Genomic DNA, 26,563 nt, shown 5'->3' with positions numbered 1-26,563 from the left:
CCATTTGTGGCATGAAATGAAACTTCAAGTCTTAGCGGTGAGACCGTGCAAGTAAGAAGGATTCTACTTGTAGACGAGTCGAGATCGTCTCAAAGACTTGATGAAGTTAGCCGTTTTTGACCACAAAGTCAAGCGGATAACAGGCTGATAATCTGAGCTAATTGGACAGGGATAGTTGGAACTGATCTGCGGAGCGCTGGGCGAAACCTTGCCAAACCTCACTACGAAAAATTCCTTAGCCTTAGCTAAAGACCATAGTGAGGTTCTAAATACTACCTGATTGGGGGGGCAGCGGCCAGACAGAAGCAACCAGGGTGCAGCTATGTTGACGGATTTGCAGGAACGCATAACAGTACGGGGCACCTGAACCTAACACCCGGCAAAAAACATACATCTTCCCTGCATTTTACTATCTTTAGTTGGCAAGGAAATGCAGCCTGCGTTACTGAAGACAGATGTACGTTTCTTGCCTCAATGTTGTGCGGCAGCTAAAAAAACAGATACCTAAGAATTAACAATGGGATTCGGATTTAACTTGTTCTTCATTCTCATTCTTGTCCCGTTGACAGGAATCCTATTGATAGTTTGGCTCATTTCGAGAAAATTAATCGTAGGTAAAATTCTTGGACTGATTTGGCTCGGTATATTCGGACTTGGGACACTTGTAACCATTTTAAATTGGTTGACTTCAAAAACGGAATTGGACAAAGACGACTACTACGGAGAATATGTTATCAATCGTGACTATTTCAAAGGAGAACAGACTGATTGGCAATACGACCATTTTCGATTTAAAATAACGGACAACGACTCAATTTTCTTTTATGTGACTGACAAAGAGAAAATATTGAAAACGTATCGTGGAACTATTAAAACGACCGACCCAAGAAATTACAACTCGGCAAGACTGATAATTGAAATGGAAGAACCGACACACCATATTTTGGCAAGTAATCCGACAACTTATAGAAGTGCTTGGGATTTCTATTTGGTATTTAAGTCGCCAAAATTTTACAACGTATTTTTCGAAAAAGGAAAATGGGAACCAATAGAATGAAAAAATAAAAGCCGACCGCACAACATCGGCTATAGCAAATGCGGGGTGACTGCTTAAATATGAAGATATTGCAACTAAGTAAATTTACGGTAGGCAGACAAGAAATCGGTTTCAAATCCAGCACTTGCCATAGCCAGGGCCGTTAGCGGCAATTTATAAAATCAATAAAGCATGAAAAAATTAAACATCAGTCAAGCTTTTGCTTCAACAGCCATGATATTCATTCTGTGCAGTTTCGTAGCTCCAGTTTCTTTAGAGAAATATCCTTCTTGTATTACCAGAATTTCAAAAACAACTGATTCAGGAAAAGAACTGATTCAAACTGAAATTTTAATTGATAAAACAACCAGTCGAGAAGATTTGATTCATACCTGCCAATTTTTAGCCAAAGAAAAAATCAACTTGACTTTCGAGTCACTAAAAGTAAGTCGGCCTTTTCTAGGGTTACTGGGAAAATCAAGAATTGTCGGTGCAAAAGGTGAAATTCAGCTACCAAATTATTCTAATGAAGTGTTTGAAGTTGGTGGAAGTCTAGGTTTTAAATATTTAAAAATTACATTCTCTAAAAACACAAGCAAAGACGTTTTTTATTTCAATATGGTGGAAGTTGTAGATTGATATATTAAACTTTATACATTTAAAATTATAATTAGTATGAGCAAATTAATATTTCTATGGTCATTGTGTTTCTTTTCGTTTCGGCTTTCCGCTCAAACAAATTACATGACCCTTGAACAACAAAAGGAAGATTTTAAAATTTTTCGAGAATCCCTAAAAGAAGGACATGCTGGGCTTTACTATTATATTGATTCCTTGAGCCTTGAAAAAAAGCTAGATAGTATTGCAAATACTTTTGAAAATAAAGTTTCTAGAGAAGATTTTTATTTAAAACTCGCCTATTCCATCTCCTTATTAAATCATGGACATACGAGAATTAAGCTAAAGGAAGATAAATATGCGAATTTTAGGATGGCGGTTTTGAACAAAGACAAATATTATCTTCCCTATAAATTTCTAGTTAACAATAGTAAACTTTATATAGATGCCGATTTAAGCAATCATGGAAAACAACTCAGTGGCAAAGAAATTATCAGCATAAATGGAATTCGCACAGATAGCTTAATCAAAAGAATGTTGGCATACCTACCCTCAGATGGAGGAAACACAGGGTTTAAAACATACAACCTTTACAATTACTTTTACTTCCACTATTTGTTCAATCTCTTCTATCCCGAAGCAAAGAATTTTAGGCTTGAAGTAAGTGGTTTAAATAAACCTTTTAAAATAGAGGGCAAAACACCGCACCAAATAGATTCTACTTATAGTGCCAGATTCAATAAATCGATAAGTAATTTTGAAAGTCCTTTGCAATTCAAGGCAGAAATTTATCCTAACACCGCTTATTTAAAGGTAGGTAGTTTTTACAAAGGATTTATTGAGAACTATGGAATAGAGTTTCAGCCATTTTTAGACAACGCTTTTCGCACTCTCGCTAAAGATAGTATTGACAATTTGATTTTAGATTTAAGAGATAATGAGGGAGGTGGGGACAATTACGAGAACATATTATTTACCTATCTCACAGAAACACCTTTCAATGGTTTAAATGAGACTATTAGAACACCAGGTAAATCATTCAAATACATTGACTACACGAGCTATTTGTCCGATGACATAAAGGCATACATAAATAACCCAGATGAGTTTTTGGATAATGACAGCACTCTGACATTAAAAAAAATCTATGTGGACATGATGGGGGAAAGTAGCTTTAATCCTAGAGAAAACAGCTTTAAGGGAAATATATATGTCTTAATAAATGGTGGTTCTTTCTCGGCAACTACTCAGTTTTTGAGACTTCTATACAACTATAGAATGCATATGAATCAAAGGGAAATTAAATTTATTGGACAAGTAAATGGTGGAGATATTTATAGTAATATACAGTGTGCGGGACAAAGTTATATTGTAAAGCTCCCTAATAGTGATATTGAGGTTGACATGCCATTTTTGTGTTTTGGAAACCTTCAAAAAAGTTCCGGTAAAACTACTATTCCAGATATAGAAATAGAATTAAGAGAAAAGGATATTGAATCTGGAGTTGACACGACTCTAGAATATGTTAAGGAGTATCTCAGAATTAAAAGCCGCTAACATTGTATATGAAATCATAGCCTGTAGGCAGGCTACGCTTCATATACTCACCGTTGTATGCCATTAATCCTAAAGAATAATTCGCACAATTTTTTGGTACAACCTCACCAAAACACCCGACAAAGTTGAGTAAAGAAATACCAAAAGTAGATTTTGATAAAAGTAAGGATCTCAACATTCAGATAATGTCGTTTGATGAGCTGCTTGCAAATCTGCTTAAATCCAAAGATCATGATCCGTATCAGTTACATCGGATCGAATTTTTCCTCATCCTTATTAACACTCATGGGTCCTTTTCTCATTTTGTTGATTTCAAATCCTATCGACTGGAAAAGGGGGATGCTATTTTCATTGCGAAGAATCAAGTGCATCATTTCTCGAAAGAAATCAAACAGTGCAGTGGTTTTTGTATCATTTTCCGAAGTGTATTTAGCGGCAAAGAATACTACTTGCCAGAACTCCTAAAACTGAACCGCTTATTCAATTACCATCTTTCATCCCCTTTGATTCGTCAAAAAGAGTTTGACCAGGACAAATTGACTGACATTGCTTCATCCTTGCACTACGAATTCCATTTTAATAAGTCTTTTGCTAAAGCAGAAATACTCAATGCCCTACTGCAGGCTTTACTTCTTAAGGCAGAGAGAGCGAAAGAAGCACAATTGATTAACACTGCTAACCTCCACTGGCTTGACCTATTCAATCGTTTCAAAGAGATGTTGGAAAAGGAATTCAATCAGACCAGAAACGCACGACTTTATGCTTCCGAACTGGCTATTTCTTACAAGTTTTTGAATGACATTGTAAAAGAGCTAAGTGGTAAAACAGCAAAGGAATTTATTGATGACTTTGTGATCATTGAAATACAAAGATACCTCGCTTCTACATCACTTTCTGTCAAGGAAATAAGCTATAAGACAGGATTTGAAGAACCCTCCAACATGATCAAATTTTTTAAAAAAAAGACACAAAAGACACCTTTAGACTTTAGACACAAAAGATAGACTAGTTACACTTTTACCATTTATGGTTCAAGTATCATAACTACTTCAAGCAACCTCATAATCATCTTTGTGATATTATTTAACACAAAATATTACCGAGATGAAATTAAAACTATTCGCGACCATAGCATCATTTGTATTGCTATTTGGTTGTGCCAAATCGAATCCTGTGGTACTTGAGGTCACCACTTTCAAAATCAAGACTACTGCTAGTGCATCTGCCTTTCAAAAGCTCGATGCAGAGGTAGAAAGCAACTTCACAAGCAAGCAACCTGGATTTATTAAACGCCAAAGTGGCATCAACGATCAAGGGGAATATGTGGTGTTGGTGTATTGGAACACGACTGCTGATGCAGATGCATCCATGCAAAAATTCATGGCTGATGCTTCGGTAGCAGATTATGCCGCTATGATCGAAGGCTCTACGATGAAAATGGCTCGCTATAGCATAGAAGATGAATTCAAAGCAGATAACAGCACCTTCGTGGAAGTGATGACCTACAAAACCACAGATGGGGTTGATGCAAAGTCTTTGGCAAAAATGAATAAAAAGGTAGAGGTCAAAGTGACCGCACCTAAGGCGGGTTTCATTCAGCGCATCACTGGAAATGCTGAAGACGGCACACAACTTGTTACCGTATATTGGGACAATAAGGCCCATTCGGATGCTGCCTTGCAGCCATTTATGGAACACGAGCTTTCCCAAAAATTTATGGGTATGATGGATCAGTCGACCATTCAAATGGGAAGGTACCAGTCCTTGACTTCTGTTGAGACAGGGATGTCAAATAAAGACAAAGTGGTGGCTCTTCTCAATAGCTTTAACACGGGTGACCAAACACCTATCTCCTACATCAATCCAGAAAAATACATCCAGCATAACCTATCTGTAGGTGATGGCTTGGCGGGTTTTGGTGAAGTCATGCAGCATGCACCTGCACAAGGATTCAAAGCCAACGTGGTTCGCGCTTTTGAGGATGGCAACTATGTTTTCACACATACCGAGTACGATTTCTTTGGACCAAAAGTGGGTTTCGATGTTTTCAGGTTTGAAAATGGTTTGATCGTAGAGCATTGGGACAACTTATTGGAAATACAGCAACCTAATCCGAGTGGACACACCCAATTAGACGGATCTTCTGTGCTTATGGATCTGGATAAAACTAAAGCCAACAAGCAAGTGGTGAAGGATCTTTTGGAGAAGGTTTTCATGAAGGGTGAAATGGATAAAATCGCCACTTACATCAATCCAACAAGCTATATTCAGCACAATCCAAGTGTGCCCGATGGACTAGATGGCTTGGGCAGTGCCATGAAAAAGATGGCAGAGCAGGGCATGTACATGGAATACCACACCATTCATAAAGTGCTGGGGCAAGGCAATTTCGTCCTCACCCTAAGCGAAGGGAAATTTGGCCAGCAAGCCACCTCCTACTACGATCTGTTCCGCTTGGAGAATGGACAAATAGTAGAGCACTGGGATGTAATCACACCAATTCCTGCAAAATCCGAATGGAAGAACCAAAACGGAAAATTTTAATTAGCTCACTCAATATAAGCGAGAGAAAACAATAAAATCAAAACATTATGACAACTGATAAAACAACAAAAGCAAACTATGACACTATTCCAAAATGGATCTATTGGTATGGTGCCATTATTATGGTTGGTGCTCCACTAATCTTTGGGATAATGACTCTTATGGATTCAAATATTGGAATGGTAACTCTTGAAGATGGTTCTACCATAGATACTGGCCTCTTCAAATATGGGATTCGAAACATTGCGGCAGCAGCAATAACTGTTTTAGCTCTATATAAGCGGTCAGCTGCAATGCTCCTTGCCATTTTTATCATGCGATTCATAGTAGAAGGAGGTGACCTTTTAGATAGCATTCTATATGCTGGGTTAGATACCACTTCTATGCTCAGCTACGCAGCAATGATGGTTTTTTTAGCTTTTGTTCCCTACACACTTGGGATTCGTAAGCTCTGGCCAATGGTTCACTGAAAAGTGAAACAAGTCTAATGCACATATTTTTCATCCAATAATCCGATTAAGATCGTGAAAAAAGGCTTTCATTCAATTGTGTTGACATGCATTCTTATTGGCTTAGGTTCGTGTCAAACCAACTCGAGCTCCAATGAGGAAAATGTCATTGCGGATTGGGTTATCATCAACGGTAAAATTTTAACCGTTGATGATAATTTCTCGATTGTAGAGTCAATGGCCATAAAGGATGGTCTTATTCTTAGCACAGGATCTAAAGATGAAGTTTTAACTCATACGAATAGCCAGACGAAAGTCACTGATTTAAAGGGAAAGACAGTCATACCAGGCCTGATAGACAATCACATTCATTATGTACGTGCTACCAAAAATTGGTATAGAAGTGTACAGTGGAATTCTGTTATGTCAAGAGCTCAAGCCTTAGCGATGGTCAAGGAACGCGCCAAAACTCTTCCGAAGGATGAATGGGTGATGGTCATTGGCGGATTTATTTTTGAACAATTTCAAGACAATCCTGCACTATTTACTAAAGAAGAATTAGATCAGGTAGTACTCGATCGCCCGCTGTATATACAATTGGATTATGAACAGGCTTTTGCCAATAGTGCAGCATTATTGGCTGCTGGCATCACGAAAGAGACAGTAGTTGCTGGGCATGGCGAATTTGCTAAAAACAACTTAGGTGAGCTATCAGGGCAAATGTCTGGCAAAGCCATGGATTTAATGTATCAGGCTTTTACGGAACCAACGCAGGAAGTCTGGGATCAAAGCCTCAAACAAACCGTAGACAGCCTCTTGAGCAAAGGACTTACCTGTGTTTATGACGTGGGTGGAAATCTGGTGACCAACAATTTTTATGAATCCGTGAGCCGGGTATTCAGTAAGAACGAGTTAAAGATGCGAGTATTTTACTCTCTGAACAAAGAAAATAGTACGGCTCATTCTGCCGAGACTATTAAGAAAGAGTTGAGATCAAACAGGCCAGATTATACTGGACTTAATTTTTCTCAATTTGGCTATGGAGAAACAGTATATGAACCTATGCGATCAAGCCCCTTTGTTGTTTCAGAGGATGATCAAGCGCACTTCAAGGACATCATTGTTACAGCAATTGAAAACAACTGGCAAATTCATGAACACACCATGCGTGAGGTTAAAATGAAATTGATGTTGGATCTTCTGGAGCCGATCGCTAAGACACATCCACAGCTGAAAAACTTACGATTCACAATTGCCCACACCAATGGTGTGTCAGAAGAATCCATTCAAAGAGCAATTGATATGAATATGGTTTTTGCGGTACACAGTGTATGTAGACAAATGTCAAATTCCGACTTGTCACCACCGCCAGCAAGTACTATCCATAAAATGGGAGGAGTATGGGGATTAGGTTCTGATGCTACCATAGTGGCGAGTCCTAATCCTTTTCATACGATTGGATGGGTAGTAAGTGGTAGAAACAATACAGGGAATGTTTCATTTAGTGAAACCCTATCAAGGGAGGACGCTTTGAGAGCACATACTGCTACAAATGCTTACATACTCTTTAAAGAAAACGATCTGGGGAGTTTAGAACCAGGAAAGAGAGCAGATTTTGTCGTCCTTGATCGAGACTATATGACTATACCTGCTGAGGAAATTGAAAACCTCAGTTCGCTGATGACTGTCGTAAACGGCCAAGTTGTTTACGAAAAATTATAAATAATAAGTACTCCATATTGGATATCAACTAAGGTGAATTGATATCCAATGCTATAACATTTAATTAAAGAATGATGACCAATACTCAAATAAATCAAATCCAAAACACCATTACTGAACTTTATAATGACTCCAAAAATGACTTTCTCAAGGTAATCCCCGGAGTTGCAAAAAGCGTGTTTCGACCAATGCAGCCTTCTGATTTCAGAAATGCTTACTTAGCCATTTCCGAAGAGCAAGGAAAAGTACTGACAGACATAATCAAAGAGCACAAATACAAAAATATCGTTGAGTTCGGCACCTCTTTTGGCATCTCGACATTGTTTCTTGCGCAAGGCGTACTGGAAACGGGTGGACGTATCATCACTACAGAATTGATCCCTTCAAAAGCTGAAAAGGCGAAGGAAAATTTTGAAAACGCGGGTGTATCAGATCTGATCGAAGTTCGGATCGGAGATGCGATGAAGACCTTAAAAGATCACAACGAGCCAGTTGACCTGCTGCTACTTGATGGCTGGAAGGATTTATACCTGGACGTGTTTCAATTATTAGAACCAAACTTTCACGCTAATACGATTATTTATGTTGACAATGCAGACATGTCCGATACTAAGGTGTTTTTGCAGACCATTACTCAAAATGAGACGTACCGTTCACAAGAAATTCATCACGGGAAAGCAGTCTTGATTACAACGAAAAACAGATGAAGTTTAATTCAATTAATATGAAAGCAAAAGAAGTAATTAGAAATGGTGAAGGTCAAAACTATAACTATTCTCAAGATCATTGTTTTATCAAGCTATCCTCACATCATACCAATGGGGAGCTGTGCTTTGTCGAAGACACCCTGAAACCGGGCTTTTACCTAGCACGACATCATCACAAAATCATGACGGAGGTGTTTTACTTTCTAGAGGGAGAAGTGGATTTGATTTTTGACAATGAAACCATTCATTGTAAGCCAGGAGATACAGTAACTGTCCCACCAAATGTATGGCATGCAGCAAGCTGCGAAAAAGGAGGTAAGATGCTTTCTATTTTTAAAAATGGACAGTTTGATCTCTATCTGGAAAAACTTTCAAAAATGTCAGCCAGTGATTTTGCAGATAGTGAACTCATGAAGACCATAGCTGCCGAGTTCGATATTTATGAAGGCTAGAAAAACGGCATACAACAAAATGTATAGTGAATGCGCTTACTTGCAACCATCAACTTTCTCTATAATTTGATACTTTAGTGACAATGGAAAGTGCCAGCGCACTCACTATACATAGACGTTGTAGCCCATGGTCTTGTCGAATGTGACACTCATTAGTGCACAAGAAAATCAACAGCCTGCCGTGAACCATAAGCCCACGGACAGCTATTGAAGATGCCTGTAGCCTGACTAACTTTTCAGCCATTCTACCAGTTCGTCGCCGATCAGGATTTCATTCACCTCTTCATCAGACTTTGCCACAAACTCTCTGAGGTTTCTGATCACCACCAGGCCGGTATTAGAAAACTCATCTGCTATCTGCTGGAGAAATTCAAATTGCACCCCCTGATTGCTAATGCCGATCAGAAGAAAATATACCTGGTCCTTCCTCGCCTCGGATTCTGCCAGCACGGCCCTCATCCGCTCTTCATCCCGAGAATAGCACTCGCCGTCGGTTACAAAAATAACCAGGGATCGTTTGGGGGCTGTTGCCACCATGTCGTAACCAGGGTCGCCACCAAAAATAGAGGTTAGAAAGCCTTTCTTTCTGGGTACAAAGGCACCGCCTTCCACCCACCCGAAATGCTGCAGGTTCTTTTCCACCACATAGCTATAGTCGGTGCCTCCGTTGTAACCCTCCACTCTGTCAATTACATTCCTTTGGATGTATCTGTCGCAGGTATCAGGTGTGATTTCTCCTACGTAGGACGCTCTTCTTTTGCCATCGCTGAACGTGAATACGTCCATTTTCTGGTCAGGGTCAAAAAGCATTCCCCATGGCACAAGGCGCAGCAGCAGTTGTTGCGTAAGGCCGTCCCGGTGCTCGTCATCAAAGCTGCCGCTCACATCAAGATCAAAGGCCAGCTCCATAACAGGCGGCGTGTTTACCCCCTTTTTATTTAAAGAAAGAAGAAGTTTCCCTTTACTTTTTTCAAGATTGAGTTGTAATGACATGTCTTTTAATTTAAGAGTTTAATGATTTTTTTCTTCCAGTCACTGATTTCCTCGACCTGCGTGACTGTTACTTTTTTGTTCGATTCGAGCATCGACCGAATGGCCCCCACACTGCCCAGCCAGTCGGGAATCATGACCAGCACGGTGTTCTGAATAGTACCAATCAGCTTGATAGGGTGCTCCATTTGCATCTCCCGGGCCATTTCATTTTCGAAAATCTGCGCTTCCGTTTGCATCAGACTCATGCTTCGTTCAAGGAACTGGTCTGCGATTTTCGGCAGCTCAGCACTTTTCCTGCGGAGGTAACCTGAAAGGAAGCTGGCCGCTATGCCCGATGCCCTGATCGACTGCGAGAGTACCAATACTTCGGCATTCAGCGTTTGCAGGTTGTGCTGTAACTGTATAAGAGCCTGCAGCTGCATCGCCAAACGCTGAGTCAGCTGCTTCAACTCCTTTTCGGCTTGAAGAAGCTCCTCAGGCGTGTCGAATTCCTTGTTAGCACCTTTTATCAGCTTGGCAAAAACGCCGTCCTGCCCATAGTCGCAAACGCCCCGCAAGTCAATGGCCTCCAGTATCTCAATGACCCTGGAAATCTGACTGCCTGTTTTTGCGATGGCCTCGTTCTGGGTGCAGTCGAGCAGCTCCATTACCTTTTCGCTGTAGCGCTTTTGCAGGTCGGTTTTCCACAGCAACACAGAAGACTTCACCACCTCCTGAATGTCTATTTCAAGAACAAACTGATAGGCCATTTCAAGAATTTCTTCCTTTTGGCCCGGGTGCGCTTTCTTCACATCCTCAAAGGTTACCGGCAGTCGCTTTCTGGCCATCCCCGCCATTTTGGAAGGGGCTACCTTTTGCGTCGTCACTTCGCCAGGCGTCTTGTTGCCGTCTCTGGGCGTTAGGGCTGAAGGAGCCATAGGTGCCGTGTCGTTTGACTTTGACACGGCAATCACCGATGGCTTAAGCTGCTCCTTTTTCACTTCTTCCTCTGGCCTGTGACCAACCGTTCCAATGACCGACGGGCCAGGCCCTGAGGCTTGTTTCAGGTCGATTTTTATGATCGATGGGTTGATTTTCTGGCTCATGGTCGATGGAGAGAAGAGTAGGTTGTTAGCTGAAATTAGAAAGCACCGTGTTGAAGTCGCCGTTGAAACCAACACCGACCGGATGGAACTGAAACGCTTTGTCGGGCGTAAGGATGATGCTGCCCATTTGCACAGAATCGAAGCCGGAAAACTCGCTGGAAAGCATGTACTCGCAGAGCACTTTATGTGCGTCGTCCTTGATCACGATTTTAGCCTCTTTTACCTCTGAGAATTTCTTCCCGTTAGCAGCATGGATCGTCACAAAAATCAAGATTTCGTTCTCGCCATTTTTGATCTTCGATCCGTCGATTTTCATCGTCTCGTCTACGTCCTGTGTGGTGCCATCCCGGCTGTCGCCGCTGTGGGTAAGCGAGCCGCAGGGAGTAGAAAATGACCCGTCTGCGTTAGTCATCAAAGTGCCGCTGGGGTTGGTTTTCTTTGAATTATAGGTGGACAGCACCTGATCAAAGGACGATACTTTGGCACCTGAGCCATCGTTGAAGGCCAGCAGGGCGTGGGCATCCACGTCAACGGTGCTATCCCACGACAACTCGATTTGGAAAATGCTTTCTTTTTTAAGGGAAAGGCTAAGCTTGGGCACATTGTCGCCAGGCTTGTGAAGTTTCATTTCTAACATGGTCTTATATGATTTAATGATAAAAAGAGTTACAATTTTTGTTTCGGCGATACTACCCTTGCTGTGAGCACATACCTTTCCTATTCCCTGATAAACGCATTATCAAAAGGTGATGAGAATGGTAAAATGCAAGTAGTGGGAGTGCTTGCGCCTGTTCAGGTAGCTACCCTGATCAGTTTATGGAAAGCTGACTTCTGAGCTCTACGAATTTTTCCCGGGCTGTCCGGAATTTGCCTTCGTTGATCTCCTGGGCCTTCTTCATCAGGTCACGGATTTCCCTGGCATCCTGTATGATTTTTTCCACTTGAGCCACCTGTTCCAATCGGTTGTCGCCCGGGCTCGCCATAGCAGTCGTCATAATTTCCTTCGTTAGCTGGCTCCTGATCTGCTGAAGCTGCTGGTCCATAACGGCCTGCTTTTGCGCAATTTGCTGCACGCTTTTCACATTGAAAGCGCCATTAATTGCCAGCAGAGTTGTTTTTATGCTGGCAAAGCGACTCGACGCAGTAATGATGGTCTCCTGCAGGGTGGCCACGCCCGCCTGTTCTATCTGCTGAATAATGATATGGTCGGCAGGCAGGCGGGTATAGCCTCCCACCAGCGATAGCGTTCTGCTCTCCAGCAAGTCCACCTTTTGGCGAACATCCTGTAGCCGGGCCATCAATATTGGATTCTCGATCGACTGGCTTTGCTGTCCTGCTTCCATTTCCGCAAGATGAGCCTTCGCTTTCTCCAATACCTGTTGGGAAGCAACCGCCACAGTGCCAAAGTTTCCGATGTGTGTGTGGTAAGATGCCTTCAACTCGTCGAGGGTTCTTAATTCCTCGTTGAGCTTGTGCATGCTTTGCGAAAGCTCCTTCTCTATCTTACCCACCTCGTAGGCTAGCGTCTGTGTTTTGCCAGAAATCAGGTCCTTGATGCTATCGTAGGTTTCACGGGTCACCTGGCTCAGGTTTTTCCCTCTCAGGAAACCCATCATCCGCCTAAACAAGGTAGGCTTCGTGTCCTGTATCTTCCTGAGCACTTCCTGAAGATTGGCGTCTTTTACGCCTTTTTCCAGTTGGTCAAACAGCAGGAATACCTGGTTCGAGGAGTTTTTGTCGAGTCTGGCCAGAAAACCGTCCAGCGTACGTTGTAGTGCCTGTTCGGCGGAAAAGCCTATTTGCACAATGTCGGCAGGGGTCAGTTCCTGAATATTCAAACTAGCAACTATCCGGTCTGCTTCCTGGGCTTGTTCCTCGTTTAACGTAAAGCCTAGAGCGTTCTTTTTGGGCACTAGAGGGCCGTCATCAGAGTCCCTGGCGGGCTCTGTTGTTAATGTTTCCATGATTTAATTTTTAAAAGTTGATGGTAAGAGCGTATTCTGATAAAAAGCACCTAGCAACAAAACTGTCTATTTCTGAATTTGATCAGTGGCAGCCATTTTGAAGTAGATTGACGACGTTTTTACATTGGAGTAACGCTTTGTTAAGCGCTTTGTGCTTTTTGTAATATTGTATACTTAAGACGTAAGAAAAGTAACCAGAGTTTGGTATTTTATATAAATAATTTTTTATTTTTTTGTACTATCCGATGTGTGTCATTGCTTAGTTTACACCTCACATGGATGTAAACATCAGAAATTCAATAGGATACAAATTTATTTTGAGGTTATTGAAATCCATGGTGCAACTTTAGTGAAGCATGTACTGTATAGCTAAAAATTGAGAACATCTTTCACTTGAACGATTGGCTGGCCAACTGCTGGTTTGCACGTTCCGATTCGTTCCATACGAAAGTGCAAACACCCAATTACTTTAGGCGATAAAGGCATCTATCGTTCTTATTACAGAGAGTCTGCATAGTTCCTTACTGCCTTGAACACAGATGTCGTGAAGATGTCGCAAAGGTTACGTCACATCGTAACACCCTCTCAGATTAGCTTTGTCATGCATCAAATTAACTCATGATCAACAATGGACATGGCAGCTAAAATAAGTCAATCAGTTGGTGTCAATAGCACGCTTCGGAGGGCTATTCACCTTGTTAAAGTACCAATTATCATCTCTTTCATTGTTACACCCGTTCGGTTCTTTCTTGAATTAGCAGGGCTACCCGAAAATGTTATCTTCATTCTTGGGCTACTTTGGCTCAGTATAGGATTTTCCGTTTATTGGGGATTTAAACTGTCTACCGAGAAACAGGCATACTGGATTCTCCTATTGGCGTTAGTGATATTTTCTCCAATTTCGAGATTTGCCGTATCCCTACTCTGGTGGATAGATACCCAATTGGAAATAGGAACTCATTACGGTGCTTATTTCTCTAATTTTCAGCAAGCAGTATTAAATCAAGTGGGTTATGGTTCGCTAGTTCAAATCATACCTGGGTTTTTACTGGGATCAATAACTCTTGTGGTATTGAAAAGTCGTAGATCCGTAAAAAAATAAGCATGGAGCATTCACATTTAGCAACGAGAGTTAAAGAGTATCGAACGAGAAAAGGCATGTCTCAGGAAGCCCTCGCTGAGGAAGCCGGCTTGAGTCATAGAACCGTTCAACGTATTGAAAATGGCGAAAGTAAACCTACCGGCGATACGCTTCAAAGGTTAGCGGCTCCCCTGGGCCTAAACCCTGATGAGCTCATTAATTGGAAGATCAAAGAGGATAATGGATTTCTTGTTTTTCTAAATCTAGCCACCTTGTCCTTTTTGGTTTTTCCAATATTGGGAATATTGGTGCCTTTTACCATGTGGACGAATAAAAAGGGCAAATTGAAAGATGTGCAAAAGGTGGGCGCTGAGTTGATCAATTTTGAGATCACCTGGGTGTTGTCGTTGGTTTTGCTTCCCCTGTCACTATTCCTTATAGGCAAAGCAGGGCTTATACCAAGTCTCACCTTTAGGGCAGTCTTTATCGCTGTAATAGCAATGTATATCTTGAATATTGGGTTAATAGCGGTTAATACATTTAGGATTCTGAATAAAAAGGATATTTGGTACTATTCGCCAATTAAATTTTTAAGGTAGAGAATCAACCAGCTGTCCGGCATTTGTAATCGCTGTGTGAGAAACTCAAACCCCCATCGCAGTATCTGTAATCCGGTATACTGCTTCAACTTTTTAATCTACTGCTGTCGTGGCCTAATCTGCCTGCAGGCCAAAAAAAATCACTATCGGTAAAAGACATTTATTTTACGATATTTCGGTAAATGCATAATAAGGATAGAGACCGGTTCGTACCTGGAAGTTGTGCGTCAGCTTGAATATATAATCGCTTGACTAAAAATATCTTAAAATGACAACCACAAAAGAAAACGTAGTTTGGATAACAGGTGCTTCGTCTGGTATTGGAAAAGCGATGGCCTTTGAGTGGGTAAGGCTAGGATATAAAGTGGTGCTATCTGCCAGGCGCAAGGAATTATTAGAAGAGATTGCTCTCGAGATCAAGCAATCGGGTGGCGAAGCATTAGTAGTGCCGGTTGATATACTGGAAGAAAAATCGATAGAAAATGCAGTTCAAAGCATCATCGACCATTGGGGACGTTTAGATGTGGCTGTGGCCAATGCCGGTTTTGGAGTTTTTGGCAGTATAGAGAAGTTGACTGCCAAAGATTGGAACAAGCAACTGCAAGGGAATGTCACCGGATTAGCCCTGACGGTAAAATATGCCCTGCCGCATCTGAAGCAACACCAGGGCCGCATTGGTTTAGTGGGCAGTGTGGGCGCTTATGTTCCCAATCCTCATGTGGGAGCCTATGGCGCCTCAAAAGCTGCTGTACGTTCAATTGGCCTCACCTTGCAAGTGGAATTAATGGGTACCGGTGTGAGTTGTACGACCATCCATCCTGGATTTGTGGAGTCCGAGATTGCCAGGGTTGATAATGAAGGCGTGTGGCACCCTGACCGGCCAGACCCACGTCCGGCCAATTTAATGTGGCCGACGGACAAAGCTGCGAAAGTGATGGTGAAGGCAATCATTAAGCGGAAAAGAACTTATATTTTCACCGCCCACGGGAGAGTTATTGTTTGGTTGCAATATTGGCTTCCTGGCTTGGTGAGAACTATTTCGTCAAAAGGCCCAAAACCAGTAGAATAAGAAAAGCTAGGGCTCAGCTATTCGGATCCAGCTGTTCGGCATTTGCAATGCGGAACAGCTATTGTAGGATCTGTGATCCAGTTGTAATAAGCGGGCCTCACACCAAATCTCCACTACACATATTGTTTGATTTTCTTAACTTCGCTCTATGGAGGAGAAAAAGATACGTCCGCTTTCCGATTTTAATAGCGAACTAAAGCTCAAGGGCTTTAATGTTTTCCAATTAGAAAATGGTGGCAATGCACCGCACACTTACAGCAGAAAAGACTTCTATAAAATATGCCTGACTACAGGCAAAAGCCGCATTCACTATGCGGACAGAAGTTTTGACGCCCAAGGCACTATCTTGTTTTTCGGTAATCCAAACATTCCTTATTCCTGGGAGACGCTTTCCACTGAATATGTTGGTTATACTATTCTGTTTTCTGAAGAGTTCCTCGTTCCGGGCAGACGTTCAGAAACCCTACAAAAATCTCCTTTGTTCAGGATGGGGGGCACGCCGATCCTGGAAATAGGCGAAAATCAGAGACTGTTCTTAAACAGCGTTTTCCAAAAGATGATTGAAGAGCAAAAGTCGAACTATGAATACAAAGACGATCTGATTCGCAACTATATCGATTTGATTTTACACGAGTCGTTAAAGCTAAGGCCTTCTGAGAATTATAATCAGACCAAAAGTGGAGCAGAACGATTGACCACCGTTTTTATGGAATTGCTGGAAAGGCAATTTCCTATTGAAAGCCCCGACCGACCGCTTCCATTAAAAACTGCCAAAGACTATGCAAACAGTCTTTCAGTACACGTCAATCATCTGAACCGGGCCGTAAAAGAAGTGACGGGAAAAACCACCACCACACATATTTCAGAGCGTATTGTCAACGAAGCAAAAGCTGTTTTGCAACATACCAACTGGAACGTTTCTGAAGTGGCCTATGCTTTAGGATTTGAGTACCCCACCTACTTCAATAACTTCTTCAAAAAGCAAACAGGCACAAGCCCTTCGGCTATTCGCCAGGTAAAAGTTTGAAAACCTTAACTGTCGGTTTGAATTCCTTTAACCAGCTCATTAAGATATCCCGAGCTTTGTATCAAAGAATACAAAGATGGAGTCACAAGATATTTTCGAGCGCTTAAGAAAAGGCGAAACCATTTCGCCCAACGATCCGCAAGCCTATAAAATGCGGGAGGAGTCATTCATCACAAGGAAATTGCTCGTGCAGATGAACAGCGCAACAGACCCAAAAGAAATAAGGGATTTGTTGAGTCAAATCACCGGGAGTGACATTGACGAAACCGTTGCCGTATTCACCCCCTTGTACATCAATTATGGGAAGCATACCAAAATCGGCAAAAACGCCTTCATCAACTTCGATTGCGTTTTTTTAGACCTGGGCGGAATTACCATTGAAGATGGCGTGCTGATTGCCCCCAAAGTCAGCTTGCTGACCGAGGGCCACCCTGTTTCACCACCTGAAAGACATTCACTCGTTCCCAAAGCCATCCATATTAAAAAGAACGCCTGGATTGGTGCCAATGCCACCATTTTGCAGGGCGTAACCATTGGCGAAAACTCGGTTGTGGCAGCAGGTTCTGTGGTGTCGAGCGACGTCCCCGACAATGTTGTCGTAGGCGGTACGCCTGCAAAAATTATCAAAGAGATTTAAAAGAGTTAAAGATGAATCATACAATAGAAGGGAAAGTAATAGTCATTACAGGAGCCAGTAGTGGTATGGGCGAAGCTGCTGCCAAACATTTGGCCCAGCTAGGTGCAGCGATCGTATTGGGTGCCAGAAGAAGCGACAAGATAGACAAACTGGCCAGGGAGATTCAGGCAAGTGGTGGAAAAGCGCTTGCCGTTGCTACGGACGTAACAAAGCGAGACCAGGTAAAGAAGCTGGTAGATGCAGCCGTTGAAAAGTTTGGCCGTGTGGATGTGCTACTCAATAATGCGGGCATCATGCCCCTTTCGCCAATGGATCGTTTGAAAGTGGATGAGTGGGATAAGATGATCGACGTCAACATCAAAGGCGTACTTAATGGTATCGCAGCTGCCCTGCCACATATGAAGGAGCAAAAGTCGGGGCATATCATCAACACGGCTTCGGTAGCCGGTCATAAGATATTCGGTGGCTCAGTTGTGTACTCTGCCACAAAATTTGCCGTAAGGGCATTGTCTGAAGGCTTACGAATGGAAGTGAAACCCTATAACATACGTACCACGATCGTTTCTCCGGGAGCCGTTAAAACAGAACTGCTGGAACACATCAGCGAGGCGGATGTGCAGCAAGCCAATCAAGACTATGTGGGAGCAGTGGGTCTTAGCGCTGATAGTTTTGCCCGTGTAGTGGCTTTTGTGATCAGCCAGCCCGAAGACATGGACATCAATGAGATTATCTTTCGTCCCACCTCTCAGGAGCTTTGAAGTGAAAATAAAAAGTAAGTACAGGATGATGAAACCGTCGTTTTTAATGATTTTGATATTTGTATCAGTGCTTTTCATAGGCGCATCATCTTGCCACAAAGAAGAAGTGACGATCAATACTGAAAACAATACGCCCATGGCCAACGGAAAAATCAACATCACGGTCAATTCACAGACCTTTACCGCCACGCTGTTGGACAATGAGTCGGCAACAGCATTCAAGGAACAGTTGCCTTTGACCATCAATATGGTTGAGCTGAATGGCAACGAGAAATACTACGACCTGCCCAACAGCCTCCCAACGAATTCGTCGAACCCAGGCATGATAAAAAGTGGAGACCTGATGCTGTATGGCTCCAGGACATTGGTATTGTTCTACAAATCCTTTTCAACTGCTTACAGCTACACCAAGCTTGGTGCCATAGATGATGTCACAGGTTTTACATCCGCACTAGGTTCGGGTAACGTGACTGTTACTTTCGAACTGCTCGATAACTGAAAAACTAAACAAAACGACAATGAAACTTAAACTTTTTAATTCCATCACTGCCTTATTGTTGGTGGCCATATTGGTTAGCTGCAACGACAAAGGTGAAAGTCAGGCAACAGCATCGGGCCCATCTGATACAGCCATTTTCCCAAAGGGCGATCTTGGGCCGGCGACAAATTTCACAGGCAAGGCCTACAATTTTGGCTTAGTGCCCGATGATTCTATCTACAATACCCTGGTGGGCAATGTCTTTTTTGAAACTAGTGCACGCTCAAATTGGCATTTTCATCCAAGCGGGCAAATCCTGATTGTACTCGATGGTGAGGGATATCATCAACTGGAGGGGCAGACAAGAGAAACAATGAAAAAGGGCGACGTCATCAGGGTGCCAGCCAATACCAGGCACTGGCATGGTGCCACTGAAACTACCCCTCTTACCCAAATGTATATTCTGCCAAAAACAGAAAATGGATTCGTGACATGGCAAGAGCCTGTAACGGATGAACAATATCAATCTAACAATTAACACCTATGGAAATTACCAGATTAGGTGCTCAGCCTTCAGTGAAAGGCCCCGACGATTGGTTCACAGGATCGGTTCGTATCAACTATTTATACCTACCCAACGGACACCGACGAGCCGGGGCGGCCGAAGTCACCTTTGAACCAGGCGCAAGAACGGCCTGGCACACCCATCCTCTCGGGCAAACACTCATTGTATTGTCCGGCATAGGACTAGTGCAACGTGAAGGGGGGGCAATTGAAGAAATCAGGCCTGGCGATATTGTCTGGTTTGCTCCCGGCGAAAAGCACTGGCATGGAGCATCGCCCACCATGGCGATGACCCATATCGCCACTCAGGAGGAACTGGATGGCAAAGTGGTGGACTGGATGGAGAAAGTAAGCGATGAGCAATATCAAATCGCTCCATCCAAATGACCTATAGCGACAATCTTATTTTAACATCCTAACACCTCACCAACATGAACCATAGAATTGCCTACGCCATCGTTGCGCTTTCATTCGCAGTATCGACTGCTGCCGTTGCACAAACCAACCCTGTCATTGACATCTTCCCCAAGGGCACAACTTTGCACGGAAACGTAGCCTACAACAATGACACACTAAAAAAGCACTTGCTTGATATTTACCTGCCACCGAATGCAACGGGCAAGGTGCCCCTGGTCATCTTCGTGCATGGCGGTGGCTGGTTAGGCAACGATAAATATGCTGACATCGGTTACATGAAGAAAACGGTGGCGGAAATAGTGAGCAGTGGTTTTGCACTCGCCTCTATCGATTACCGGTTTGCCACGCAAGCGATTTTTCCTGCCCAGATACTGGACTGCAATCGGGCAGTGTCCTTTTTATATGACAATGCGGAGAAGTATGGCCTTGACAAAGAACGTTTCGCACTGATGGGCTTTTCTGCTGGTGGTCATTTGGCTTCCTTGCAGGGATTGTCGAAGAACAATGACGTGAAGGACTTCTTCATGGCGGGGTCAAGCAAAGCCTTCCAATTCAAAGCTGTGGTAGATTTTTATGGTCCGGCTGAATTGATTTTGTTTCCGGGAGCCAGCGATCCGAAATCACCCGAGTCACTGCTGATTGGCGCTACACCCCTTTCCCGCCCCGACCTGGCCAAAGCAGCAAGCCCTGTCACTTATGTCGACAAAAACGACCCCCCTTTCTTACTTATTCATGGGGAGAACGATCCACTTGTTGACTCTAAGCAGTCCCAGTTATTGAGCTCCTGGTTAACGGTGGCAGGTGTTCAAAATGAGTTGATCATCGTAAAAGACGCACCCCACTTCGGGCCTATGTTCGATGTGGATGAGATCAGGACTAAAGTGATGAGTTTCCTTAAAGAAAGGTTGAATTGATATAACATAAATTGGAAAAAAGGAGATAAACTCACTAACTACTGAGGGTGGGTGCAGCATTAAAGAGTAATGAAAGAGTGGGCAATGACTGAAGTGCAGAGAAGGGCCTTGTTGCTGCCAACAAAATGCATGTAACATGGCTGGGGCACAGTGTTAAATTTATAGTTTGGTTTCATTCGGTCATGTGGGACAGGGCGAAGCCTCGTAGCCTGGCCTCGTTTCATACATCAACGTCACCCACCAGAAACTAAGCGTTGTCGGCCTAACCCAACACATTATGGAGAACCTTATTAAATTCTTTAGTAATACTGTACCGCTGTCGGAAGAGTTACTAGGCCTGATGGCAGGCATGTTTGTTTGTGATGAGCTGAAGAAGGGGGCGTATTTTGTGAAGACCGGAGAATATGCAAGGGAAATTGCCTTTCTGGAAACCGGCATTGTAAGGGCTTTTTACGTCAACAATGAGGGGAAGGAATATAATAAGACCTTCTTTTCAGCGCCTTCAATCATCGGCTCCTATGCGTCACTCATCAGCAAGCAAAAGAACAATGTTGCCCAGCAGGCACTTACAGATTGCAAAATTTGGAAAGCCTCATTTCATGAAATCGAAAAAGCATCTGAAGGAAATTTTGAGATAGAAAGATTGAGGCGAATAATAGCCGAAAATTACTTTTTGAGTAATGAGAAAAAAGAACTCGAAATGGCTATGCTGGACGCTGACAAGCGATACCTGATCATGCAGGAGGAGTACCCGGGAATCGAACTAAAAATACCACAATACCATATTGCGTCTTACCTTGGCATTAGCCCCACTCAATTGAGTAGAATCAGGAAAAACCGATCTTAATAGCCTACATTTCTTTACATATGTAAATGCACCACAGTTTTTGAAGCTCTTAATTTACATTTCAATTTTTATCAAAATCGAAATTGTAATGGAGAGCAATGAACTCAGTTTTTTCAAAGGCTTATTTGTTGTTTCAGCTCTATGGAACCTAATAGGCGCCATTTTTGGCTATTTCAACACGGCTTTCACCTTTAGTGGTTTTTTCAATCGGGAGTTAACAGATCCGCTATACTATGCCATCTATCAAGGGGCTTGGGGAACGACACTGGTCTATTTTATCGGCTATTCTATAGTGGCGTACAACCCGCTGAAACACACTGGAATTGTCATAGTTGGCGGGATTGGGAAAGTTGGCTTTGCCATTTCGTTGTTAAAGTTTTACCTGTCCGGGCTTGCCGGGCCTGTCGTATTTATAGTCATTATCGGTGATTTTATTTTTTCACTCCTTTTCGTGTATTACTTCGTCAGGCTGTATCAAACCAAAGAAAGTATCATCTAATCAGCGGAAACTGTGAAAGTTAGAATATTGCTGATAAGCACATTCGTTTTCTTGTCAATGGCATCTCACGGGCAACACTCATGGGAAATTGACAGGGACAAAGACGGTATCGTCGTTTATACGAAATTAGAAAAAGGGTCAAATTTCAAGTCTTTTAAGGCCGTTATAACCATTCAGGCATCAACAGATGAGGTAGTAGAAGTACTGAAAAATGCAGATGACTATACTAAATGGTACGGCTATACAAACACATCGGCACTGCTAAAGCAAGAGGGTGATACCCAATTCAATTATGTTGAAACCGTATTTCCATGGCCGTACAGTAATAGAGACATGGTTTACCGCATGTCTGTTAGTGCATCTGCACAGGGAGTTGTGAAAATTTTACTGAAAGGAATCCCTGACTATTTGCCGGAAAAACAAGGCATAGTGCGAATGAAAAAAGCAGAGGGGTATATTTTGTTGCAGCCCATAGACGAGAAAACAGAAGTGACCTATGTGTTTCACTCTGAACCAGGAGATAATATTCCGCCATGGCTGGCCAATAACTCAATAGGTGAACTACCTTTCCGAACACTGTCCGGGTTGAGAAAACGCCTGGAAGAATAAGATAGAACCCTCAGGTAACAGCCGTCAGCATCTATGACTGTGCAGGTTAGGAGTGATTGCCGTAGGCTCAAAGTGAAGGCAAGCCTCCTTCATCATTACAATCTTCTCCCTATATTGCTTATCGTGATTGCCAACCATCAATATTTCCACTGGCTATACCATAAGCAAGGCAGTAAAGCCTTGTTTATTATGGGTTCCGGCGCCTTTATGTGGCTTTTTTTGGTAGTGGCCAAGCCGTTTGGAATCAATAACAGCAATGTGTCCGAGCTGCACCTGGATTTACTGCTTCTTCCTATTGGAGTCACCTGGTGTTTACTGATTTACATGACCGACTTTGTAGTCATTCGGCTGGTCAGTGTTCGGATTGACAAAGACAGCAAAGTTGATTTCATTGTTTGGCTACTGAAGCTGTTTGGAATCATTCACCTGCTTTTCGTCGCCAGGGGGCTGCTTTGCGACTGGGAATGCGTTGATTTGAGAGAGTATGTTGAATTGTGGGTGGCCATGTTCCTGCTGGTGGGGCTCGCTTATTTGCCCTATTCGCTCTACGCCAGGTACAGGTACTACCACAGTCTTTTAGCCCAGGGCCCTTCCTCTTCCTACGATCTGGTGCTTGAGGGACTCGGCACGGAGACCCTGAAAGTTAATGCCAGCGAGGTAGCCTACATAAAGGCTGATGATAATTATTCCGATATTTTTTTGGCTAAGCAAGGCATAGGTCCGGAAAAATCATCCATTCGGGCAACGCTAACGTCGCTTGAGCAGCAGCTAGACGGTCATAGCCAGTTTATGCGGATCCACCGTTCCTATCTTATCAACTCAGGCTATTTCTCATCCTACGAACGGGCAAACAACAGCATTGTGCTCGACATTTCTGGCCAGCTTGCCCATGTACCTGTTTCCAAAACGTACAAGGCCGTTGTCGATAAGGTGTTCGTTCACCCCAAATAGCCTTCCATCGGCCACAAAGCACTCACACATCACAACCTCATGAGGATGGTTTTCGATTACTGAACCATTGTTTAACCAAAATTAAAGAATCATGAATTGGATGTACGTTGCGCTACCACTTTTAACCTTTTACCTGATTTGGTTCGGTGTGCATATCCGCCGGAAGAAATACGACAAGGCTTTGCTTGCTTTTGCCCTGGCGCATTTCCCTTATTTACTGGTCAACATGGTTGCTCCCTTCCGGGGCTTTTTCGACTCGGACTATTCCGGCTATAATTTTGGGTGGATCTCACTGCCAAAAGGGTTCATCGTTACGCTGGTTTCCGGGGGCATTGTGCTTGCTTGCTTTGTTCTGGCAACCAAGGCGTTGAAGAATGAGATGTCACGTTGGTGGCGACTCGCCTTCCCAGTTGATCTTTGCCTTTTGGTATTTATTGGCATTCCAGTGTTGCTGGAAATTGTGGTTGATCCTGCTGCCTCACGGATTGAGCTTGGCGAATATTTGCAACTGAGCGGATGGGTGGTGGCCGTGGTGATTTTGGGTCTATTTACCGGGCCAACCCTGTTTGCCTCCTGGTATGCAGCCAGAAGAGCCTTTGCAGGATCGAAGGAGATGCCTTCCAATAAAAAAATGATGGGCCTTGGAAGTGCAAGCGACGATAAATTGAAGGTTATTGTTTTAGCTATCCTGCTTTTCGGGACAGGAGGTGCAGCATGGGGCCAGCAGAATCATGCAGTGGAGACAACAACGAGCAAGCACTACCTCGATGTTTCTGTTGCCGGACGAGCCGGGCAAGGTGCGGCAGGGTTGAGTGCCGGGCGGAAATTTTACCTTGGAGCTGCCAGCAAGTCCTATGTGGGGTTTGGGGTAAGGTCGTCGGGCTTTTTCGCAAACAGTAAAAACTTCTACTCTGCACCACCCGAATTTTGGAATGACAAAGCAAGGAGAGATACGCTCAGTATATCTCGTCCCAGTCAATTCAATACCGCACTTTTTATCATGGCAAGCACTACTATTTTCTGCAAGCTGGAGCTGGGGTTTAATATCGATGTTATCGGACTCACTTTTGGCGTCCCGCACGAGGGCGAATTTATTGGTAGCGGAACACAGGCTAGCACAGCTGTCAGGGCTACAGGGGCCTCTGTGCTTTTGTCGGGTGCTAACGACATAGGCATGCTCAAATCTGAGTTTTTCACAGGCATCCACTTTAACAGACAGTGGATGGTACGGGTGGGCCTTTCCAGCCTGGTTACCGAGTACAGAACAAGGACTCAACTGCAGGAGGGAAATAAACGGTTCAGGGGAATGAGTCTGCTGCCATTTGTAGGAGTGCGCTACTCGTTGAACTAGGCTTTTCGTGAAGAAAGGACCCCATTCTTACAGAGCCTTTCGTTCGCTTTTCTCTAAATAGTTAAAGGAGTTACTATGTGTTGTCTGGCAGAGTAACCCCCTTTAATCAATTAGTTCTTATATGCCTTGTCTAAAAAGACGTACCTGGCATCGTCTTTCGCATCTACTGCCTGCGACTCCACATCAATGATCATCACCGGTGGTGTGGTGTCTTTCGCTTCAGCGGCTGGCCAGTTGGGCACGCCATCGCCGTTGGGGTTGCCGGTTTTGATGAAATTGGCGAAGAAGTTTCCCTGGTTTCTGAGACTTTGAAGTCGTCGGGCTTCCAGGCGTAATTGTCTACCAGGTAGAGGTTGCCTATGCAGTATTCAGTTTCTGAGGCGTGGGATTTGATGCAGGCTTGGCTGTATTGCAACTTTATGTCTCTGCTGAACTGATCTTTTGTTAATACGTCCCTATTTTTGTATTTTTGGTACACGTATGAAAAACGTGGGACATGCAGCACCGTATTCGCCGCTTGCAAAGCTTCCTCCTCCATTGGCAACAGTTGAAACGATGGATGTGCTGAGGCAAACCAGCAAGGCGGCTGCGGCTTTGGCTGAGCTAAAGGGTATTGCCGATTCTATTCCTAATCAGTCTATGTTGGTGAACGCAATAGTTCTTCAGGAGGCAAAAGACAGCTCCGAGATAGAGAATATTATCACCTCTCAGGACGAGCTATACCGGGCACTGACAGCGAGTAGCTCTATTGTATCAGTGCAAACCAAGGAAGTTGTCAACTATAGAAAGGCCATACTCCACGGGTTTGATTTGGTGCAAAAGCAAGGGTTCTTGCGAGTCAATGATATTGTGTCCTTGCAACAGGAATTGGTGGAGAATATGGCTGGCATAAGAAGTACTCCGGGAACTGTGTTAAAAAACGACAGAACCGGCGAAGTTGTTTACACCCCACCACAGGACAAGCAGGAGATTCTGAATCTTCTGGACAACTTTATCGGGCATTTCAACTTGTCCGGGCAAAAGCTTTCTCCATTAATTCAGCTTGCCATTCTTCATCACCAGTTTGAGAGTATTCACCCATTTTATGATGGAAACGGCAGGGCTGGGCGGATTCTAAACATCCTCTATCTCATTTTAAATGGGTTGATAGATACGCCTATTTTGTACCTAAGCTCTTATATTATTAAGCATAAAGTCGAGTATTATCGACTACTTAATCTGACTAATAAAACAGGGGAATGGGAGGAATGGATATTGTTTATGCTGAAGGCTGTGGAAGAAACTGCCAGACAAACAATTGCAAGAATCAAAGAGGTGAGGTTGCTTCTGAGCAACACCATTGAAGAAGTGCAAAAAAAGGCACCTAAGATATATCGAAAGGAGCTTGTTGAACTGCTGTTTGAGCAGCCCTACTCGAAAATAGAATTTGTAGTGAAGGGGCTGAATGTTGAAAGGAAAGCAGCATCAAGATACCTCAGGGAGCTTGAGGCCGTTGGTATTCTTGAGTCACGTGTAATTGGACGTGAGACGATTTACGTGAACAAGGCGTTGCTGGAAGTCCTAAAGCAATAAAAAGGCTCCGATCTCCCCGAGCCTTTCAATTTATCTTTCTCCAAAAAATTTAAGGGGTTACTA

At 43.2% G+C, this 26,563-nt stretch carries 30 protein-coding genes; 25 read left to right on the top strand and 5 right to left on the bottom strand.

All coding sequences use genetic code 11. The annotated features are described in order from the left end of the window. Positions 1–517 precede the first annotated feature (517 nt). From RIG68_RS23300 to RIG68_RS23260, 9 genes are all read left to right on the top strand, one after another. Positions 518–1,057, top strand: coding sequence for a hypothetical protein (locus RIG68_RS23300; RefSeq protein WP_350128027.1), 540 nt, complete (start codon positions 518–520; stop codon positions 1,055–1,057). A 171-nt stretch (positions 1,058–1,228) separates the two neighbouring features. Continuing rightward, a complete protein-coding gene (locus RIG68_RS23295) occupies positions 1,229–1,675 on the top strand; it encodes a hypothetical protein (RefSeq protein ID WP_350128024.1) in 447 nt (148 codons plus the stop codon). Positions 1,676–1,780: 105 nt separating this feature from the next. Next, complete coding sequence (locus RIG68_RS23290; protein WP_350128021.1) at positions 1,781–3,211, top strand: S41 family peptidase; 1,431 nt, start codon at positions 1,781–1,783, stop codon at positions 3,209–3,211. A gap of 125 nt (positions 3,212–3,336) precedes the next feature. Beyond that, entirely contained in the window at positions 3,337–4,215 is an 879-nt protein-coding gene (locus RIG68_RS23285) for a helix-turn-helix domain-containing protein (RefSeq protein WP_350128018.1), read from the top strand. Between the two features lie 100 nt (positions 4,216–4,315). Then, on the top strand, positions 4,316–5,755 hold the full coding sequence (locus tag RIG68_RS23280) for a nuclear transport factor 2 family protein (RefSeq protein WP_350128015.1): 1,440 nt from the start codon (positions 4,316–4,318) through the stop codon (positions 5,753–5,755). Positions 5,756–5,802: 47 nt separating this feature from the next. Then, positions 5,803–6,225, top strand: a complete 423-nt coding sequence (locus tag RIG68_RS23275; protein WP_350128012.1) for a hypothetical protein — start codon at positions 5,803–5,805, stop codon at positions 6,223–6,225. Between the two features lie 54 nt (positions 6,226–6,279). Continuing rightward, positions 6,280–7,926 carry an amidohydrolase gene (locus RIG68_RS23270; RefSeq protein WP_350128009.1) on the top strand — a complete coding sequence of 549 codons (1,647 nt, stop codon included), beginning with the start codon at positions 6,280–6,282 and terminating at the stop codon, positions 7,924–7,926. A 71-nt stretch (positions 7,927–7,997) separates the two neighbouring features. Further along, entirely contained in the window at positions 7,998–8,633 is a 636-nt protein-coding gene (locus RIG68_RS23265; RefSeq protein WP_350128006.1) for an O-methyltransferase, read from the top strand. 17 nt (positions 8,634–8,650) lie between these two features. Next, complete coding sequence (locus RIG68_RS23260) at positions 8,651–9,085, top strand: cupin domain-containing protein (protein ID WP_350128003.1); 435 nt, start codon at positions 8,651–8,653, stop codon at positions 9,083–9,085. A gap of 228 nt (positions 9,086–9,313) precedes the next feature. Here RIG68_RS23260 and RIG68_RS23255 read toward each other — a convergent pair whose 3' ends face one another. The 4 genes from RIG68_RS23255 to RIG68_RS23240 all read right to left on the bottom strand — a co-directional run bounded on the left by RIG68_RS23255 (position 9,314) and on the right by RIG68_RS23240 (position 13,127). Beyond that, on the bottom strand, positions 9,314–10,078 hold the full coding sequence (locus tag RIG68_RS23255; RefSeq protein ID WP_350128000.1) for a vWA domain-containing protein: 765 nt from the start codon (positions 10,076–10,078) through the stop codon (positions 9,314–9,316). Positions 10,079–10,083: 5 nt separating this feature from the next. Beyond that, entirely contained in the window at positions 10,084–11,163 is a 1,080-nt protein-coding gene (locus RIG68_RS23250) for a hypothetical protein (RefSeq protein WP_350127997.1), read from the bottom strand. A 25-nt stretch (positions 11,164–11,188) separates the two neighbouring features. Next, positions 11,189–11,791, bottom strand: coding sequence for a TerD family protein (locus RIG68_RS23245; RefSeq protein WP_350127994.1), 603 nt, complete (start codon positions 11,789–11,791; stop codon positions 11,189–11,191). 181 nt (positions 11,792–11,972) lie between these two features. Then, positions 11,973–13,127, bottom strand: coding sequence for a toxic anion resistance protein (locus RIG68_RS23240; RefSeq protein ID WP_350127991.1), 1,155 nt, complete (start codon positions 13,125–13,127; stop codon positions 11,973–11,975). Positions 13,128–13,761: 634 nt separating this feature from the next. On the opposite strand from RIG68_RS23240, the gene RIG68_RS23235 reads away from it, so the two are divergent. The 15 genes from RIG68_RS23235 to RIG68_RS23165 all read left to right on the top strand — a co-directional run bounded on the left by RIG68_RS23235 (position 13,762) and on the right by RIG68_RS23165 (position 24,928). After that, on the top strand, positions 13,762–14,229 hold the full coding sequence (locus tag RIG68_RS23235; RefSeq protein WP_350127988.1) for a hypothetical protein: 468 nt from the start codon (positions 13,762–13,764) through the stop codon (positions 14,227–14,229). Positions 14,230–14,231: 2 nt separating this feature from the next. Then, positions 14,232–14,807 carry a helix-turn-helix domain-containing protein gene (locus tag RIG68_RS23230; RefSeq protein WP_350127986.1) on the top strand — a complete coding sequence of 192 codons (576 nt, stop codon included), beginning with the start codon at positions 14,232–14,234 and terminating at the stop codon, positions 14,805–14,807. A 268-nt stretch (positions 14,808–15,075) separates the two neighbouring features. Continuing rightward, the gene (locus tag RIG68_RS23225; protein WP_350127983.1) at positions 15,076–15,876 is read left to right on the top strand and encodes an SDR family NAD(P)-dependent oxidoreductase; all 801 of its coding nucleotides are present in this window, start codon (positions 15,076–15,078) and stop codon (positions 15,874–15,876) included. 148 nt (positions 15,877–16,024) lie between these two features. Next, positions 16,025–16,903, top strand: coding sequence for a helix-turn-helix domain-containing protein (locus RIG68_RS23220; RefSeq protein WP_350127980.1), 879 nt, complete (start codon positions 16,025–16,027; stop codon positions 16,901–16,903). Positions 16,904–16,979: 76 nt separating this feature from the next. Continuing rightward, entirely contained in the window at positions 16,980–17,540 is a 561-nt protein-coding gene (locus tag RIG68_RS23215) for a sugar O-acetyltransferase (protein ID WP_350127977.1), read from the top strand. Positions 17,541–17,551: 11 nt separating this feature from the next. Next, positions 17,552–18,298, top strand: coding sequence for an SDR family oxidoreductase (locus RIG68_RS23210; RefSeq protein ID WP_350127974.1), 747 nt, complete (start codon positions 17,552–17,554; stop codon positions 18,296–18,298). 46 nt (positions 18,299–18,344) lie between these two features. Next, positions 18,345–18,797 carry a cyclophilin-like fold protein gene (locus tag RIG68_RS23205; RefSeq protein WP_350127971.1) on the top strand — a complete coding sequence of 151 codons (453 nt, stop codon included), beginning with the start codon at positions 18,345–18,347 and terminating at the stop codon, positions 18,795–18,797. Positions 18,798–18,816: 19 nt separating this feature from the next. Then, entirely contained in the window at positions 18,817–19,314 is a 498-nt protein-coding gene (locus RIG68_RS23200) for a cupin domain-containing protein (RefSeq protein ID WP_350127968.1), read from the top strand. 5 nt (positions 19,315–19,319) lie between these two features. After that, positions 19,320–19,727: a (R)-mandelonitrile lyase gene (locus RIG68_RS23195; RefSeq protein ID WP_350127965.1), complete on the top strand. Its 408-nt coding sequence runs from the start codon at positions 19,320–19,322 to the stop codon at positions 19,725–19,727. A gap of 44 nt (positions 19,728–19,771) precedes the next feature. Then, the gene (locus RIG68_RS23190) at positions 19,772–20,671 is read left to right on the top strand and encodes an alpha/beta hydrolase fold domain-containing protein (RefSeq protein ID WP_350127962.1); all 900 of its coding nucleotides are present in this window, start codon (positions 19,772–19,774) and stop codon (positions 20,669–20,671) included. 277 nt (positions 20,672–20,948) lie between these two features. Further along, complete coding sequence (locus RIG68_RS23185) at positions 20,949–21,518, top strand: Crp/Fnr family transcriptional regulator (RefSeq protein ID WP_350127959.1); 570 nt, start codon at positions 20,949–20,951, stop codon at positions 21,516–21,518. Between the two features lie 88 nt (positions 21,519–21,606). Further along, positions 21,607–22,017 (top strand): hypothetical protein, encoded by a 411-nt coding sequence (locus RIG68_RS23180; protein ID WP_350127956.1) that lies wholly within the window; start codon positions 21,607–21,609, stop codon positions 22,015–22,017. Positions 22,018–22,029: 12 nt separating this feature from the next. Then, entirely contained in the window at positions 22,030–22,626 is a 597-nt protein-coding gene (locus tag RIG68_RS23175) for an START domain-containing protein (RefSeq protein WP_350127953.1), read from the top strand. Between the two features lie 33 nt (positions 22,627–22,659). After that, positions 22,660–23,577 (top strand): LytR/AlgR family response regulator transcription factor, encoded by a 918-nt coding sequence (locus RIG68_RS23170; RefSeq protein ID WP_350127950.1) that lies wholly within the window; start codon positions 22,660–22,662, stop codon positions 23,575–23,577. Positions 23,578–23,668: 91 nt separating this feature from the next. Next, entirely contained in the window at positions 23,669–24,928 is a 1,260-nt protein-coding gene (locus RIG68_RS23165; protein WP_350127947.1) for a hypothetical protein, read from the top strand. A gap of 110 nt (positions 24,929–25,038) precedes the next feature. Here RIG68_RS23165 and RIG68_RS23160 read toward each other — a convergent pair whose 3' ends face one another. Continuing rightward, on the bottom strand, positions 25,039–25,170 hold the full coding sequence (locus RIG68_RS23160) for a hypothetical protein (RefSeq protein ID WP_350127944.1): 132 nt from the start codon (positions 25,168–25,170) through the stop codon (positions 25,039–25,041). A gap of 238 nt (positions 25,171–25,408) precedes the next feature. On the opposite strand from RIG68_RS23160, the gene RIG68_RS23155 reads away from it, so the two are divergent. Continuing rightward, positions 25,409–26,500 (top strand): Fic family protein, encoded by a 1,092-nt coding sequence (locus tag RIG68_RS23155; RefSeq protein ID WP_350127941.1) that lies wholly within the window; start codon positions 25,409–25,411, stop codon positions 26,498–26,500. Positions 26,501–26,563: the final 63 nt, after the last annotated feature.

Origin of the sequence: Imperialibacter sp. (assembly GCF_040222385.1) — a bacterium.
In the GTDB taxonomy this organism is placed as follows: Bacteria; Bacteroidota; Bacteroidia; order Cytophagales; family Cyclobacteriaceae; genus Imperialibacter.
This window is presented reverse-complemented; position numbering and strand designations above follow the sequence as displayed.